The organism is Methanocella paludicola SANAE (assembly GCF_000011005.1).
GTDB lineage: Archaea > Halobacteriota > Methanocellia > Methanocellales > Methanocellaceae > Methanocella > Methanocella paludicola.
Map to the genome: position 1 here is coordinate 2,309,331 of NC_013665.1, position 15,682 is coordinate 2,325,012.

At 58.6% G+C, this 15,682-nt stretch carries 15 protein-coding genes; 7 read left to right on the top strand and 8 right to left on the bottom strand.

Annotated features, from left to right (window positions below):
• The first annotated feature begins 110 nt into the window (after positions 1-110).
• Positions 111-545 carry an Hsp20/alpha crystallin family protein gene (locus MCP_RS11940; RefSeq protein WP_012901104.1) on the top strand — a complete coding sequence of 145 codons (435 nt, stop codon included), beginning with the start codon at positions 111-113 and terminating at the stop codon, positions 543-545.
• Between the two features lie 370 nt (positions 546-915).
• Positions 916-1,287 carry a rhodanese-like domain-containing protein gene (locus MCP_RS11945; protein WP_012901105.1) on the top strand — a complete coding sequence of 124 codons (372 nt, stop codon included), beginning with the start codon at positions 916-918 and terminating at the stop codon, positions 1,285-1,287.
• Positions 1,288-1,786: 499 nt separating this feature from the next.
• Here the strand turns inward: MCP_RS11945 and MCP_RS11950 are convergent, their stop codons facing one another.
• The 6 genes from MCP_RS11950 to MCP_RS11975 form a co-directional block, all read right to left on the bottom strand.
• On the bottom strand, positions 1,787-3,211 hold the full coding sequence (locus MCP_RS11950) for an aldehyde dehydrogenase family protein (protein ID WP_012901106.1): 1,425 nt from the start codon (positions 3,209-3,211) through the stop codon (positions 1,787-1,789).
• A gap of 88 nt (positions 3,212-3,299) precedes the next feature.
• Complete coding sequence (locus MCP_RS11955; protein WP_012901107.1) at positions 3,300-4,037, bottom strand: hypothetical protein; 738 nt, start codon at positions 4,035-4,037, stop codon at positions 3,300-3,302.
• A gap of 84 nt (positions 4,038-4,121) precedes the next feature.
• Positions 4,122-4,631: a hypothetical protein gene (locus MCP_RS11960; protein WP_012901108.1), complete on the bottom strand. Its 510-nt coding sequence runs from the start codon at positions 4,629-4,631 to the stop codon at positions 4,122-4,124.
• Positions 4,632-4,690: 59 nt separating this feature from the next.
• Complete coding sequence (gene map, locus MCP_RS11965; RefSeq protein ID WP_012901109.1) at positions 4,691-5,560, bottom strand: type II methionyl aminopeptidase; 870 nt, start codon at positions 5,558-5,560, stop codon at positions 4,691-4,693.
• The gene (locus MCP_RS11970; RefSeq protein WP_012901110.1) at positions 5,561-6,712 is read right to left on the bottom strand and encodes a M24 family metallopeptidase; all 1,152 of its coding nucleotides are present in this window, start codon (positions 6,710-6,712) and stop codon (positions 5,561-5,563) included.
• Between the two features lie 52 nt (positions 6,713-6,764).
• Positions 6,765-7,793 carry a helix-turn-helix transcriptional regulator gene (locus MCP_RS11975; protein ID WP_231845213.1) on the bottom strand — a complete coding sequence of 343 codons (1,029 nt, stop codon included), beginning with the start codon at positions 7,791-7,793 and terminating at the stop codon, positions 6,765-6,767.
• Positions 7,794-7,945: 152 nt separating this feature from the next.
• On the opposite strand from MCP_RS11975, the gene MCP_RS11980 reads away from it, so the two are divergent.
• From MCP_RS11980 to MCP_RS12000, 5 genes are all read left to right on the top strand, one after another.
• On the top strand, positions 7,946-9,541 hold the full coding sequence (locus MCP_RS11980; protein ID WP_012901112.1) for a tRNA uridine(34) 5-carboxymethylaminomethyl modification radical SAM/GNAT enzyme Elp3: 1,596 nt from the start codon (positions 7,946-7,948) through the stop codon (positions 9,539-9,541).
• 62 nt (positions 9,542-9,603) lie between these two features.
• Positions 9,604-11,538 (top strand): hypothetical protein, encoded by a 1,935-nt coding sequence (locus MCP_RS11985; RefSeq protein WP_012901113.1) that lies wholly within the window; start codon positions 9,604-9,606, stop codon positions 11,536-11,538.
• A complete protein-coding gene (locus MCP_RS11990) occupies positions 11,535-12,086 on the top strand; it encodes a rubrerythrin family protein (protein ID WP_012901114.1) in 552 nt (183 codons plus the stop codon). The genes MCP_RS11985 and MCP_RS11990 overlap by 4 nt, the downstream gene beginning before the upstream one ends.
• A 71-nt stretch (positions 12,087-12,157) precedes the next feature.
• The gene (locus MCP_RS11995; protein WP_012901115.1) at positions 12,158-13,351 is read left to right on the top strand and encodes a redox-regulated ATPase YchF; all 1,194 of its coding nucleotides are present in this window, start codon (positions 12,158-12,160) and stop codon (positions 13,349-13,351) included.
• A gap of 72 nt (positions 13,352-13,423) precedes the next feature.
• A complete protein-coding gene (locus tag MCP_RS12000) occupies positions 13,424-14,053 on the top strand; it encodes an FKBP-type peptidyl-prolyl cis-trans isomerase (RefSeq protein WP_012901116.1) in 630 nt (209 codons plus the stop codon).
• On the opposite strand, the gene MCP_RS12005 is transcribed toward MCP_RS12000, so the two are convergent.
• On the bottom strand, positions 14,050-14,661 hold the full coding sequence (locus MCP_RS12005) for a cyclase family protein (RefSeq protein WP_012901117.1): 612 nt from the start codon (positions 14,659-14,661) through the stop codon (positions 14,050-14,052). The two genes, MCP_RS12000 and MCP_RS12005, sit on opposite strands and share 4 nt — an antisense overlap.
• Positions 14,661-15,605, bottom strand: coding sequence for a carbohydrate kinase family protein (locus MCP_RS12010; RefSeq protein ID WP_012901118.1), 945 nt, complete (start codon positions 15,603-15,605; stop codon positions 14,661-14,663). The genes MCP_RS12005 and MCP_RS12010 overlap by 1 nt, the downstream gene beginning before the upstream one ends.
• Between the last annotated feature and the right edge of the window lie 77 nt (positions 15,606-15,682).

Sequence of the window (15,682 nt, forward strand, 5' to 3'; positions counted from 1 at the left end):
GCCGAAGGCTCAAATAGATAGTGCTCCCCGGAGACTCCCTGTTTTTAGGCCGTGAAATCTACGGAAAAACTTCGAACGTATATGCCGGTATTTTATGATGGGGGATTATCATGGCAGAATTCACGTGGGATATACAGGAGGAACTGAGAAGGATCGAGGACAGGATGAACCGGATGTTCGGGGAGGGCCAGGGGCGGCGGCCCGGCTGGCAGCGGAACAGCGAAGTGCCGAACGTCGACGTGCAGGAGCACGGTAACGACGTAATCGTTACGGCAGACATGCCCGGGGTCGACAAGAGCGACATCAAGATCAACGTCAGGAATGGCAACATCCTGGAGATAAGCGCCCAGAAGAGGACGGAAATGGAGAAAAGGGAGGAAGGGTTCATACGGCATGAGCGGGGCTATACCGGGTATTACCGCTCGATCACGCTACCGGCGCCTGTGGACCGGTCCGGGGCCAGCGCGAGGTACAATAACGGCGTTCTGGAGATCACCCTGCCCATGACGAAGGAAGCTACTGAGAATATCATACCCGTCAGCTAAAAAGGTGGAAAAATGGTGTCGAATGCGGTCATAGCTGAAGTCCTGAAGGGCCTTGCCCGGCTTCCCTGACCGTCATCTCACCCTTTTTCCCGTGCTTTGCCACATTATCACCCGGTGGCATGGCCCGTGTATCTGTAAAACGGCGTGGGGGGGCAGAACGGAGTCACCACCGGATGCGTTTCGATAAGGCGTGCGAGGCACTACGGATATGATTTTCTCGAAGAGGCATAGTATCTTTTTAGATTATATTATCGCCATTGTCCCGTTATGATGCCAATGGGAGTGCTCATCATTTTAATATCATGGATAGATGGGCTATTGAGGCTAAAAAAATAGCAAAAAAAGGGAGTAATAAAAAGGGGTGGTTGGAGTGTACGAGCAACAGATAAGGACAATGAGCGTAAATGACCTGAAAGACCGGCTGAAGCAGAAAGACAGGACGTTCATGCTGGTCGATGCCCGGGAGATGGAGGCCTTCGATAAGGGGCATATTCCTGGAGCCTGTGACGTCTTCGACGGGGAGATCATGTCGCTGGCTAAGAATTTCGATAAGAGCCTGGACATCTGTGTCTATGGGCCGGGGCAGGCAACGCCGTCCCCTATGGCGGACAGGCTCGCCGGCGATGCGGCGAAAAAGCTCCTGGACATGGGCTTTAAGAACGTCTGCGTGCTGAACGGCGGGTTCGAGGCCTGGGACAACAGCGGCAACCGCGTGGACATGTCCCGAAGGAAGATGGCGTAGAAGGGCGATTTTTTCGCCCACTATTTTTTGTTCATGCGTGTTTTTAGAATAACTTTCCAGTTAAATAGCCCCGGAATATAATTTCGCTTATACTACTTCTCGCTTCGTCTTATGCCGTCTCGGAGTGGTCCAACCACAGGGGCACGGAGGGCAGAGGGTTACACAGAGATTTTTTAAAAAGGGAGGTCACAGAGGCCACGGAGACGGGTTTATAACTAGCCTGGGGCACAGAGTTGAAAGAGGCATAGTTGACGATAAACCACTTCCAGTTTATGTTTATTAGAAATTACTCATAAATTGTTTATTAATTAACCGCGCCTCTTTAAACTCTGTGCCCCGGATAAGCCAATAAACCGGGCTCCGTGGCCTCCGTGCCTCAAATTATTAAAAAAAGCTCCGTGAACTCCCGTGCGCTCGGTGCCCCTGTGGTTGGACCACTCCGAGACGGCGTAACGGGAAAGAGAGCGTAGATAATTCAAACAGCGGGAGTATAACTTTTTTAAAACATAATGCTTTTCAGCTCATAGTATGCGTCGATCGTCTCCATCCCGTTCTCGCGGCCGATGCCGCTCGCCTTGACGCCGCCGAAGGGCATCTCCGGGGGCAGCTTGACGTGCTGGTTGATCCAGGTTATGCCGGACTCCAGGCGCTCGCACGCGGTCCTGGCCCGTTCCATGTCGTTCGTCCATATCGAGGAGCCAAGGCCGTACTTCGTGTCGTTGGCCCGCTCTATGGCCTCGTCGAGGTCCTTCACGACGACGATGGGCAGGACCGGCCCGAAGACCTCTTCCCTGACCAGGCGGGAATCGGGCGCCACGTCGCTGACAAGGGTGGGCAAATAGAAGAAACCGTTTTTGTACTGCTCTCCTTCAGGCACACTACCGCCTGTGATAACCTTGCCTTCGTTCTTCTCACGTACCTCGTCTACGAGCGTTTTGATCTGCTCCCATTGAGCATGGTTATTCATGGGACCCATCTCCGTCCCCTCGTCCATTCCGTTACCCACCTTGAGGCGCTCCACCCTGGCCTTGAGCTGCCCTATGAACTCATCGGCGATGGACTCGAACACGAACAGCCGCTTGGCCGCCGTGCAGGTCTGGCCGCAGTTGTAGAAACGCCCGTGGACGGCCCCATTGACGGCCTTCTTCATGTCCACGTCGTCGCAGACGATCATCGGGTCGCTGCCGCCCAGCTCCAGCGTGACCCGCTTCATGGATGCCGAAGCGGCCTGGAGCACGCGCTTTCCCGTCTCGACGGAGCCGGTGAACGAGAGCTTTCTTATGATCGGGTTGCGGACGATCTCGTCCCCGACGCTTCCGCCCGGGCCGGTGACGATGTTGAGTACGCCCTTCGGGAGTCCCGCCTCGTACATGGCATATGCGAGCGAGAGGTTCGTCAGCGGCGTCGTCGTCGCCGGCTTCAGGACGAGCGTGTTGCCCGTGATGAGCGCCGGCCCGACCTTCCATCCCATGATGATGGCGGGCACGTTCCACGGTATGATGGCCCCGCAGACGCCGATGGGCCGCCGCAGCATGGCCCCGTACTTGCCGTGGGCCAGCGGTATGAGGCCGTCCTCCAGCGCGGCGGATATGCCCGCGTAATACTCCAGGATGCTGGCGAAGCCCTGTATCTCGTCCCTCGCCTCCTTGAACGGCTTGCCCTGCTCCATGGTGAGCGTGGTGGCCAGCGTGTTCTGCTGGTCCCTGACGTGCTGCGCGGCCTTGAACAGTATTTTGCCCCGGTCGCGTGCTGACACTGTGGACCATTTTTTAAGTGCCGAATGCGCTGAGTCCGCCGCACGCTTTACGTCCTCCGCGTTGCCGAGGGGCGCAGTGTCCAGGAGCTTGCCGTCCGCCGGGTTGTGCACCTCGTACGTTTCGCCGGATGCCGCGTCCGTCCATTCGCCGTCGATGAGCATCTTCATTGTAACCATATCTAAAAAGGCATGGAGGGTTAAGATACTTGTCATTATGGATAAGTTAAAAGCTATAAAAAAGTAAAGAGGACCGCCCCTATGTAGAAGGCTTTGCGGCGGCCTCGGACTTAGTATCGCTCACCGTCATAGGCGTGCTACTCATCACGGAAGCCTCATAGTCCGCCAGCTTCAGCGGCGCGGCGTCAGCCGGGAACGTGGCACCACCCTTTAGCGCATCGCCCAGGGCCTTAGTAAAGCCAGGATAGGCGTCCCAGACCACGGTCTTACGCTCCTTAGACTTGATCACTTTTACAGGCTTCTCCAGATCGTATGACCTGACTGTGCCGTCGGGCAGGTATACGGACATCTTCCCGAAACTAGCGATCGTGTAGTCCCTGCCCTTGTATTCAACCCGGATATCGCTCAGGCCGAGGACGGCGGACGCTCCCGAGACGGGCAACGTGGAGTTGCTCGCGTTATCCACGCGGATGTTCATGCCTCCCATGCCCATCTGGTCCATGGCCATATCGCCCATGGAAACATAGGCCATGTCGCTCGTCATGTTATATTTCCCGGTCAGCGGCTTGTCAAGGGTGATGACCATGACTTTACCCTTTCTGCCTTCGACGGCCATGCCCTGCATGGTGAACGTAGTGGAGCTATCCGAAGTTCCCGTAACGGTGATCGGTATATCGACCCGCTTGATCATCTTGCCCATGTACTTATGGTGCCATCCGCCCCGGCCCGAGTCCTTCCAGTGGTGGTCAGAATATGCGGCGGGCGCCATTGCGGCCAGGAACATGGCCAGCACGGCTACGACTAGAAGCGTTTTCAATGTAGTTTTCGCGTACGTTTTTATCCCCCGGTAAAGATTCCGGGGTAACTCTAAAAAAAGTATGGCAACTTTTACGCGTACAGCTTACTTCACCTGGGTGGCATTCGAGGCCATAATTGTGAAATCGCGCCGCGTATCGTTCTTCAGGACAAATATCTCATCGAGAAGCTTTGTGTTCAGGCCAACGGACAGCTTATCAACATACGTGTATCCGAGCGTCACCCTGAAGGGCACGTTCGCCTTGACCTCGAGGGAGTACGCCCCGCCATCGTCATACGTATCATACCGTACCGTCGGGTACTCGTCCCAGTAGTTCTTGTCCATGTAGCTGACCTTGATCGTGCCGTAGACGTGCTCCCCCCCGATGACGGTCACGTTCCCGAAAAGCTTTACCATCTCCCCGTTCCAGGTCGTCGACGAAGGTGTGGGCGTCACGGTAGCGACAGGCGTGGGAGTGGGCGAGGGAGGCACATAGGGCGCCGTCACGGTCACCGACGGGGCGGGCACGAGCGGGTTCGTGCATCCCGAGGAGGCCATCGCTAATGCTACAAAAGCAGACAGCAGGATACTCAGGAGGATGGCGCGCCTATTCATAGGTAAATCAAATATCGGCGAACAGATATAACGATGACGTTCGAAACGTCATAGGACGTTCAAGTCGTCAGCTCGCAGCCGTCCTCGGTGATGATCATCGTATGCTCCGCCTGGGAGACCAGGCCGTGCTGGTGCTCCACGAGCACCGGGTAGCCGTGGACGATGCCCTGCCTCATCAGCGACGTCAGCGACCTGTCGACGAACTTACCGGTGAGCCAGCGCCGTGCGAATGGCAGGCCGTTGTACTCCAGTATCTGCTTGAGCAGCTCCCTTTCATGAGGCATGCGCACCGGCTTCACCTTCAGGAGGCTGAAGATCTCGATGAACGGGCCCTCGACCACGATGCCGATGCCGTTCGTGGCGAAAGGCTCGATAGCGATGACCTGGCCGGCCTCCAGCGTCACGCCCTGCCCGATGCGCTTGTTCGGAATGGCCGGCTCCGAGTGCTGGACGTATCGCTCCAGGCCGTGGCCCGTAAGATTGTATACCGGCTTGAAACCGAAGCCCTCGATGGTCTCCTCGATGACGGCCCCGATCTCGCTGGTGTTCACGCCCGGCTTGACGATCTTGATGGCCTGCTCGAGGGCCGACCTGGACGCCTTGACGAGGTCCGGGTTGCCCGAAAGGTCGACGGTGACCGCCGTGTCGGCGATGTAGCCGTCGATGTGGACGCCGATGTCCACCTTGACCATATCGTCGCCGAACTCCCGCACGTCGTCGAGGCCCGGCGTGTCATGCGCGGCCTCCTGGTTGATGGAGATGTTCACGGGAAAGGCCGGCTTGCCGCCCTTCTCCACGATCTCCGCCTCGATGGCGTTCGCCACGTCCAGTAACTTAGCCCCCTTCTTTACCTTCGACACGGCGTTCTCCCTCACTTCTTTCAGGATCACGCCGGCCTTACGGTATTTCTCCAGTATCTCCGGATCCATTCAGACCACCAGCTTCTTGGGCGCCTTTGTCAGGTTGATGTTGCCCTTATCCGTGACCACGACCATGTCCTCGATGCGTACTCCGCCGATGCCCTTGATGTACAGGCCCGGCTCGACGGTGACGACCTGCCCCGGCTTCAGGGGCTCGAGGCCCGCGTCGCCGATGGACGGGTACTCGTGGATGTTGATCCCCACGCCGTGGCCCGTCGAGTGGATGAATCCCTCGGCCGCGCCCGTCCTTGTCGTGCCGTAGCCGAGCTTCTCGAAGTAGTCGCAGACCATGTCGTGGACCTGCTTGCCCGTGACGCCGGCTTTGATCGCGTTCAGCGCCACGTTCTGCGCTCCCAGGACCGCGTCGTACATTTTTTGTACCTCGGGCGAGGGCCTGCCCTTGACGACCGTCCTCGTCATGTCCGCCCAGTAGCGGCCCTTCTTGCCGTACGGGTAAATATCGATGACGATTGGCTCATTCTCTTTTATGGGCCCTGCCCCGGAAAAGTGCGGGTCAGCTGATCCCGGCCCTGCCGCCACGATGCTGTCCGTGGTATCGTAACCGTTCCTGACGAACACGAGGTCGACCTCGCTTTGCAGGAACTCCGAGGTAAGGGGCTTGCCCTCGTAATGTAGCACGCCGTTCACGGGCTTCGAGGCCTCGATGATGCTTATGGCGTGTTCCATGGCCATCTCGTTCACGGCCTGCGCCTTCTTGATCTTCTCGATCTCGTCGGGCGCCTTGACCGAGCGGGCCTCGTCGAACAGCCGGGGCGCCGGGATGACCTCGATGCTCTTAGCCCTCAGCAGGTCGGCCGTCAATAACGGAAAATCGACCGGAACTCTCGCCTTTTTGATCTTTAAGGACGCGAAAATGGCGGCCAGCGTGTCGACCAGCGCCAGTTCGGGGTCACGGAGGGCCCTCAGCCGGCCCATGTAATCGTATTCTTCCATCGAATGAACGTTCTTGACCTTTGCCTCTTTCTTCGCCCTCTCGAACTCCATCTGGCTGACAAAGAGGTATTTCTTATCGTCCTGGCAGAGATAGACGAACCGGTCCGGGGCCAGGAATCCCGATGCATAGTACATATCCGCGCTGTGGTAGCTTTCACTTACGAGCAATATCGGCTCTCCACAGCCGCTTTTAGTTCCACTGCTCATGTTATCCCGTATACAAAGCAGGCCTCATTGCTTAAAAAATTATGCCAGAGCCTCATTCTTTGGGCCCTTCCGCGGGAGGCCTGTTCAAGCGTATTAAATTCTCCTTACCCTTTTTGATCTTGATGATCGTGCCCTTCTCCTTGAGGTCCGAGAGCACCATGCTCAGCTTGGACTTCGAAAAGTCGGTCTTCCTCACGAGGTCCGACTGGAACATCTGGCCGCCCGCCTCTTCAAGGTACCTGACGATGCGCTCCTCGTCGGACAGGAATCGGCCCTCGTCCGGCACCGGAAGCACCTCGGGCTCCGCAGTGCCAGCGTCGGGCATGATCAGATCGGGCACGGGGGGCGCCTCCACGGGCCGGGGCCTGCGATTCATGAAAAGGTATGCGGCCCCGAAGCCGAGGGCGGCCGAAACGGCCATGGCGGGGATCAGCATCCACCACTCGATGGCGAACGCCGCGGATGCCGTCTTTTGCATGATGATGGATGGTTCGCCAGACTGGAATAGCATGACGTCCGACACCGTGTCATTGGTCACGTCCACAGACCATTTGACCTGAGGCTGGTAAGATTTCTTATAATCGTACTGGTCCGGCGAAATGCTGTCGATCTCGTAGCCGGAGGGCAGCGTAAAGGAGATGGAGTCGCCCTCGCTCAATAAGAAGCCGTCGACGAAAGAGTCCCCGACTTCCAGGGAATCGCCGCCGGTCATTGCGAAGCCGGTCCAGGTGAACTCGTAGCGGATGACGCCGTAAGAGCGGGAGGTGTTATCCAGCATGGCGTAGGGCTGATTTTTCTCGACCGACACTTCGACGTCGTTAACGGCCATGGCCCTGCCGATCGTTCCGCTGATCCTCGCCACGTAGTCCTTCATCCGGGCCTCGAACTCGGCAAGGTACTTATCCCTGCCCTGTGCTGCGATCGCGTCCCATTCGATGATGTCTTCCTGCGTATCCAGCGAGAACACTTTCTCGGTCGTCCACCGGGCGTCGCCGTTCGGGAACAGTTCGACCTTGACGACGGTCGACTGCGCCAGCGTGGGTGCCGCTAATGAGAGGGCACAGAGCAGCACGAGCGACATTACGGCCAATTTAATTAAGATGCGGGTCATCCTTATCCTTTACAGATTTATTCGATAACTTAGACACTGTTTATCAATTAATTCATATATCCTTTGCCGTCCGGCCACCATGGAAAAAATTGAATACATCGACGGGCATAAGTTGCAGCGACATGGATAAAGTGAGTGCTGCCTGCCGGGAGCTGGTCTCGCTTATTGTTTCGGGGGACGTATCCACCCAGGCCGAGCTAAATAAGGCCAAGAAGATGGTGAGCATAGCCCATGGCCTGTCCAGCCTGCCTCGCAACTCCGACATACTAAGGGAGGCCGGCGAGGACTATGATGCCGTGCTCGGGATACTCCAGAAGCGCCCTGTGCGGACGATGTCGGGCGTGGCCGTCGTGGCGGTCATGACCTCCCCGCACAAGTGCCCGCACGGCAAGTGCGTACCGTGCCCGGGCGGCGTGGACTCGGTGTTCAACTCGCCCCAGAGCTACACGGGCGCAGAGCCGGCGGCGCTGCGGGCCATCCAGGAGAACTACGACCCGTACCGCCAGGTCACCGCCCGCCTGAGCCAGCTACGGCAAATAGGCCACGAGCTGGACAAGGCCGAGCTGATCGTCATGGGCGGCACCATCACGGCCCGGCCGCTGGACTACCAGCAGTGGTTCGTGAAGCGCTGCCTGGACGCGATGAACGACTTTGGCGTCGACCCTGTTCATACTAAATACCTGGAGGACGCCCAGGCGGCGAACGAGGAAGCTGCGGTCAGGGACGTCGCGATGACGTTCGAGACCCGGCCCGACTGGTGCCGCACGGCGCACATCGACCGCATGCTGGACATGGGCGTGACGAAGGTCGAATTAGGCGTGCAGAGCACGTACGATTTCATCTTAAAGCGCATCGAGCGCGGCCACACGGTGGCCGACAGCGAAGAGGCGAACCGGGCGCTCCGGGACTCGGCCATCAAGGTCGGGTTCCACATGATGCCCGGGCTGCCGGGCTCGGGCTTCGACAGGGACCTGCGCATGTTCGAGGCGGTGTTCAGCGACCCGCGCTTTTGCCCCGATTACCTGAAGATCTACCCCACGCTCGTCACCAGAGGCACGAGGCTATACGACATGTGGGAGCGGGGCGAGTATACGCCCTATTCGAGCGAAGAAGCGGCCCTGCTGCTGGCCAGGATGAAGGAGCGCCTGCCGAAGTGGGTGCGGCTCCAGCGGATCCAGCGGGACATCCCGGTAAAGCACATTGCCGCCGGCGTCGTCAAGAGCAACGTGAGGCAACTCGCCGGGGATATCCTCCGCAGCGAGGGAAAGGAATGCCGCTGCATCCGGTGCCGGGAGATCGGGCACAAGGCCATGAAGGGCCTGAAAGGAGACCCGGGCTCGGTGAGGCTCGACGTGGTAAAATACGAGGCCTGCGGAGGCGCCGAACACTTCATATCATTCGAGGAGCCGAACATCGACGCGCTCGTCGGCTTCACCAGGCTCCGGTTCCCCTCGAGGCCCCATCGCCCGGAGCTTGAGAACGCCGCGCTGGTCAGGGAGTTGCACGTCTACGGCAGGATGGTGCCCATAGGCCAGAGCAACGAAAACTGGCAGCATAGGGGCTATGGCGTTGAGCTATTGAGCAAGGCGACGGACATGGCGAGAGATGCGGGCTACGGGAAGCTGGCGGTCATGAGCGGCATCGGCGCCAGGCCGTATTATAAGAAGCTCGGGTTCGAGAGGGACGGCCCCTTTATGTCCATACGTATACGGGCCTGACGTTCAATAAATCATAATTTATATGGCAAATATTAAATATATTTAATATTATTTATTTATGTGTGAAGCTTCTACCGGCCGCCCTCATTCGCCCTAACGGGCAGGTATCTAAGGCTCAGGCGCCGAAAAAGGCGGAGCCTGAAATAAGCACGGCCGCGGCGGCCGCGCTAGCGCTGCTGGCGGTCGCCGGCGTGTTCATCGTCGGCGAAGCCTACCTGTCACGCATCATCCTGACCGCGGACGAGAGGGGCGCCCTTCTCAATACGCTGCTGCTCTGCGACGTGGTCGTCCTCGGCTTTGCGCTGCTCACCACGGCCCTTCTCGGGTACTTTTACTCTGCCCGCTATGGCAAGCACCGAGGCCTCCTGAGCCCGGGCAGGTCTGCCCTCTTCGGCGCCATGATGGCACTGCCGATCATTTACATCGCCAGCGATCTCGCGTTCAAGCCAGAATATTTCGCAGGCTTCGAGGCCGAGCTGGCGCTGGGGCTGTCCGCCATGGGCATCGCCGGCCTTGCATTGTGCTGCACCGAGATGCTCGAGCACGCCAGGCCTGACCGCATCCTGTCCCGCTACCTGGAAGAGATACGGGGCCAGTTCATGGAGCGGGAGGGCCCGGCCGGGCCTGCCGCATTGCAGAGGCCGGTATTTAGAGGGAACTCGGGCCTTGGCCTTATGGCGATGATCGACAGGCTTTGCCAGAGGGGCGACGGCGAGGCCGTTGTCCGTGCGCTCGAAGAGATAAAAGCGCCCGCGCTGGAGCCGGCGAAAAGCGCCCGGAGCATTGCCCTTGCCGCGTCCATGGTATCCCTCATCGGCGAGACGGCGGCCGCGGGAGCGAAGCACGGGAGGCACGAGGTCGTCTACCGTGCCCTGGACACGCTGGCGGACGTTGCCGTTTCCTCTCCCCACGACGGCACGGCCTCGCTGGCGTTCAGGTCGCTGGGAGGCGCCTTTAACGCGTGCTGCATAGACCTGGACGAGCGGACGCTGAACCGGCTCGAGACGAAGATGATGGAGACGTATACCTCTGTGTACGACCGCACGGGACGCGGAGAGGCACTTGAGCTGGCCGCGGCGATGGCCGAGAAGGCGTCCGCCACCCGCATGTTCGTCACCGAGGAGTACGACGGCGTGCTCTACATCTCCGGAGGCGTTTATCGCAGGCTCGCCGAGGCCGGCGATTCCGAGGAGTACGCGAATAAGGCCCTCATGGCGCTATTCGAGGCGCTTACGGCCCGGACCGCCGAGGCCAGCCCGCTCGACCACGCCTGTATCAAGGGCGAGATGGGCCGGGCTTACCTGGCGCTGGCGAAAGCGAAGAACCCGGTGAAGGCCTATAAAAGCGCGGCGCAGGCCTTCGAGGACGCGGGCAGGCTCCTCGATGCCAAGATATATCCATGGGACTCGGCCCTGTACCGGGGCAGGGCGGCCGGAGCCTACACCTTCCTGGCGGATGAGTACTGCCGCAGCCGGCGCTATGACGATGCCATCCAGGCGGCCCGCAGCGCCCTGGCGCTATACCCCGACGTCCTGAAGTTCTTCGAAAAGCGCTCCCCGGAGGACTATATGGAGGCTTCCTCGAACATGGGCTTCGCCCACACCATCGTCAGCGAGGTCTACCTCAAGTCCCGGATGTTCGACCTGTCCCTGCAGCACGCCGCGAGTGCCCTTAACGCGTACTCCTCGTCCGCAAAAGCCCTCGACCCAAAGGCTATGCCAGAGCGCTACGCGTTCCTGAAGACCTGCATCGGGCAGACCCATGCGAACATGGCGGAGATCCACTTCCGCGAGAAGCGCTACGAGAGCGCCATCAGCGCGTGCGACGGCGCCATCGCCGCCTACAACGAGGCCATCCGCATCTATGACGAGCGTAAGAAAGATAAGCCCGCTTCCGCGGCCAGGAAGCACCTCAAGAAGGCCAATGACCTGTTCAGCACGATGATGCGCATCGGGGTGGCCGATAGTAAGCCGCTGGCGCCGGTGGCCGAGATATGAAAAGGGCCACGGCTCAAAGCATGAGGAACGCCTTCGGCGCCGAGTGCGCTGCGCACATGCGCTATCTGCTTTTTTCTGATCAGGCAGCTTTTGAGAATTTCCCCAACATCGCCCGGCTTTTTCGCGCCCTCGCATTTTCCGAGAAGGTTCACGCATCATCCCACTACCGTCAGACAAAGGAGCTGCTTGGCGAATATTGTGTAAATTTTTCAGCGCCGTTCATTCTGAATCGCACCGTCGATAACCTGACTAAAGCGTTCGAGAGCGAGAAGGAGGAGAGCGAGGAATATTACCAGCCCCTGGCCGCCGGCGCCCGGTCCCAGGGAGAGATGCACGCCGCCCAGAGCTTCGAGTGGTTGGCGCAGGTGGAAAAAGCGCACTCGGACATGGTACGACGAGCGCTCGATGCGCTGGAGCACGCAGCCGAAGACCCGGAGATCGGTGAGCTCTACGTCTGCGACATTTGCGGGCTCGTCATGGAGGAAAAACCGCCCGAGAACTGCCCGGTGTGCAGGGCAAAGCAATTCAGGTTCCGGCTCATAGAATGAGCAAGCGATGAACCATAAATTAAATACTGGTACCGGCCATAGTATCTACAAAAATAGAAGTTGTGTTTACCATGTCCATACTCATAGCGCTGGCCGGGAAGCCGAACTGCGGCAAATCCACCTTCTTCAAGGCCGCTACGCTCGCGGACGTCGAGATAGCGAATTATCCCTTTACGACCATCAAGCCCAACCTGGGCGTCTCTTATGTCAGGGCAAAGTGCCCCTGCAAGGAATTACACCTGACCTGCCCGAAGTGCTCGGACGGCGAGCGCTTCATCGCAGTAGAGCTGCTCGACGTGGCCGGGCTGGTGCCCGAGGCGCACAAGGGTAAGGGCCTCGGCAACGCTTTCCTGGACGATATGCGACAGGCGCAGGCCATCATCCACGTCATCGACGCCAGCGGAGGCACGGACATCGAGGGGAACGTCGTGCCGGTAGGCACGCACGACCCGCTGGACGACATCAAATTCCTCGAGACCGAGATCACCATGTGGATGTTCGGCATCCTCCACAAGAACTGGGTCAAGCTCTCCCGTAAGGCGTCCGCATCGGGCGAGAAGATCGAGGACGTCATCGCCGAGCAGTTCGCCGGGCTGGGCATCGATAACGTAATGGCCAAGCAGGCATTGCTCGAGACGGGCCTTGTGGACAAGCACATCGTGAACTGGACGGAGCCGGAGATGATCGAGCTCTCCGATCTCCTTAGAAAGATCAGCAAACCCCTGGTCATAGCGGCCAACAAGGCCGACATCGCCCCGCCCCAGAACCTTGAGAAGCTCAAAGGCCTGGAGAAGGACGGCTACAGGGTCATCGCGTGCAGCGCCGGCATCGAGCTCGCCTTACGGAACGCTGCAAGCCACGGGTTCATCCAGTACCTCCCGGGCGATAAGGACTTCACCATAAAGAACCCCGAGAAGCTTAACCCCGCGCAGAAGGGGGCCCTGGAGAAAATGAGGGAGTTCCTCAAGAAGAACGACGGCACGGGCATCCAGAAATGCCTCAACGAGGTCGTGTTCGGCCTTCTGGGCTACATCGTGGCCTACCCGGTGGAGGACGAGAGCAAGTTCACCGATAAGAGCGGCAACGTGCTCCCCGACGCTTTCTTAATTAAGAAGGGCTCTACGGCCCGGGACCTGGCCTTCCGGGTGCACACGCAGATCGGCGAGTCGTTCCTGTTCGGCATCAACGCCCGCACAAAGATGAGGCTGGGCGACAAGTACGAGCTCCAGGATAACGATATTATCAAGATAACTTCTACCAAGTAGCCGCTGATAGACCAGCATATATTTATTTAAATATCACAGCATACAGTAGAACAGCATAGCTAAGTGATCCTTATGGATGGAAAAGTGAAGGTAGTATTCATAGCCCTTATCCTTTCGGCGCTCGTTATGGGGTGCACGTCCTCCGAAAAGGTAGTTAAAGCGGGCGATACGGTCTCGGTCGATTACACGCTCAGGGACGTTAACGGCAAAGTGCTCGAGACGACGAACTCGAGCGTCGCGAAGGCAAATAACATATACAATCCTGCTAACCCATACGCTCCGTTCTCCTTCGTTGTCGGCTCAAATACGACAATATCCGGGTTCGACGAGGCCGTAAAGGGCATGAGCCTGAACCAGACAAAAACGAACGTCACGCTTACGCCCGATAAAGCCTACGGAGATTATAACGCCTCGAAGGTCCTGACCACGCAGCTCGAGACGATCGAGGGTAATAATACGAACTTTAGCCAGTTCGTTAACCAGACGATGGTGTTTAACGACGAATACGTTTACGTCGTGGGCCTGGGCCCGGCCAATAATACGGCGCTTGTCGTGCCCCTGAGCAAGATCAACACGGCCGGCCTCTACACGATCACGCCCGACCTGAACAATAAGACGGCGACGCTCGACTATAACCCCCCGATGGCCGGGAAGACGCTGGTCTTCGACATCACCGTGGTCGACATCAAGACTAAAGCTTAATCCTTTATCAGGAACGCTCTGGCGGGGGCACCGTCCCCGTCCTTTATTTTTAGCGGCAGGCATGCCAGCGTGTACTTGCCAGGCTCAACCTTCCTGAGGTCCAGGCCTTCGATGACCGTGACGCCGGCGCCCAGGAGTATCTTATGCACGGCCTCGCCGCCCTCGAATTTGCCGATGGAGAGGTAGTCGATGCCGATGGTCTTTACTTTATGGTCGACGAGCCAGCGCGCCGCGCTCTCGTCCAAATACACGTAGTCCTCGTGGAACTTTCCGCTGTCCCAGAGGGCCGAATTTTTCGTCTTCAATAAAATGATATCCGAGTCCGCGCCCTGCAGGTCCCTCGCGCTGACGGCATCAATGCCGGGCAGGCCGACTACCACAGCAGGGCCGTATAAGTGGTCGAGCGGGATCTTATCCACGGTGTAACCGCCGGCCACGAAATGGATGGGCGGGTCGACATGCGTGCCTATGTGCGTGCCGGTACACATCAGCGACACGTTGAACGAGTCCTGCGGCATGCTCAGCACGCGCTTGATATCGATGGGCGGGTCGCCCGGAAAGGCAGGCATCCCGTTATAGAGGTCGACGGACACGTCAAAGATCTTCATTAAAGGCCCGTATAGCCTCGCTCCGCTAAAAATGTATTGACCTGTTTGCGCGTCGGGTATGTCGACCATCCTACGCCGCCGATCTTCAGCGCCGCCGTGGCGCTGCCGACGATGGCGCACTCGTTCAGTGGCTTGCCGCTGATGTAGGAGCTGATGAACCCGGCGTTGAAGTTGTCGCCGGCGCCCGTCGTGTCGACCACTTTCACGCTGAAGGCGGGCACGTACTCGATGCTCTCCTTCGTCGCCACCCAGCACCCGTCCTTGCCCATCTTGATGGCTACGACTTTCACGCCCATGTCCAGCAGGATCTCGGCGGCCCTCTCGGGCCCGATCCTCGTGTCCAGCCCCAGGATGCTGCGCGCCTCATCGATGTTAGGCAGGAACACGTCGACCCGGGGCAGTATATCGAAGAGCGGGTCGACCGTCTCTCTCATGAACCCGCGGGGGTCCCATCCAGTGTCGAACGACACCTGCACCTTCGCCGCGTGCAATACGTCAATAAGCTTCGCGTAGTCGTTCCTCAGCCCGTCGAGCAAAAAGTAGGACGGCAGGTGGGCGATGTCCGCCCGTATCTTCGAGACGTCGATGTCGTTCAGGCTATACGTCGCGTTCTCGCCGCGGAACGTGATGAACGACCGCTCGATGCCCTGCACCATGGCCACGGTGACGCCCGTCTTATTGTCGGTGAGCATGACGTTCTTCGTGTCGACGTGGTTGTCCTCCAGCTCCACCAGCACGTAAGTGCCGAACACGTCGTCCCCGACCTTGCCGAAGAGCTGTGTCTCCATCCCCAGCCGGGCGCAGGAGAGCGAAAAATTAGCAGAACAGCCTCCCCCATGCGTCTGGAAGTCCCTGGTTATGACCTGCTTGCCCAGCTCGGGCATGCGGTCTATTCTCGCTATAAGGTCTACGTTGACGTCCCCTATGGTGGCTATTTTCGGCATCGCAGTGTTCCTTTAAATATATCGATTCGATAAATATATTTACTTGTCCGGCTTTAGCGGCGGGCAGCACTGCAATA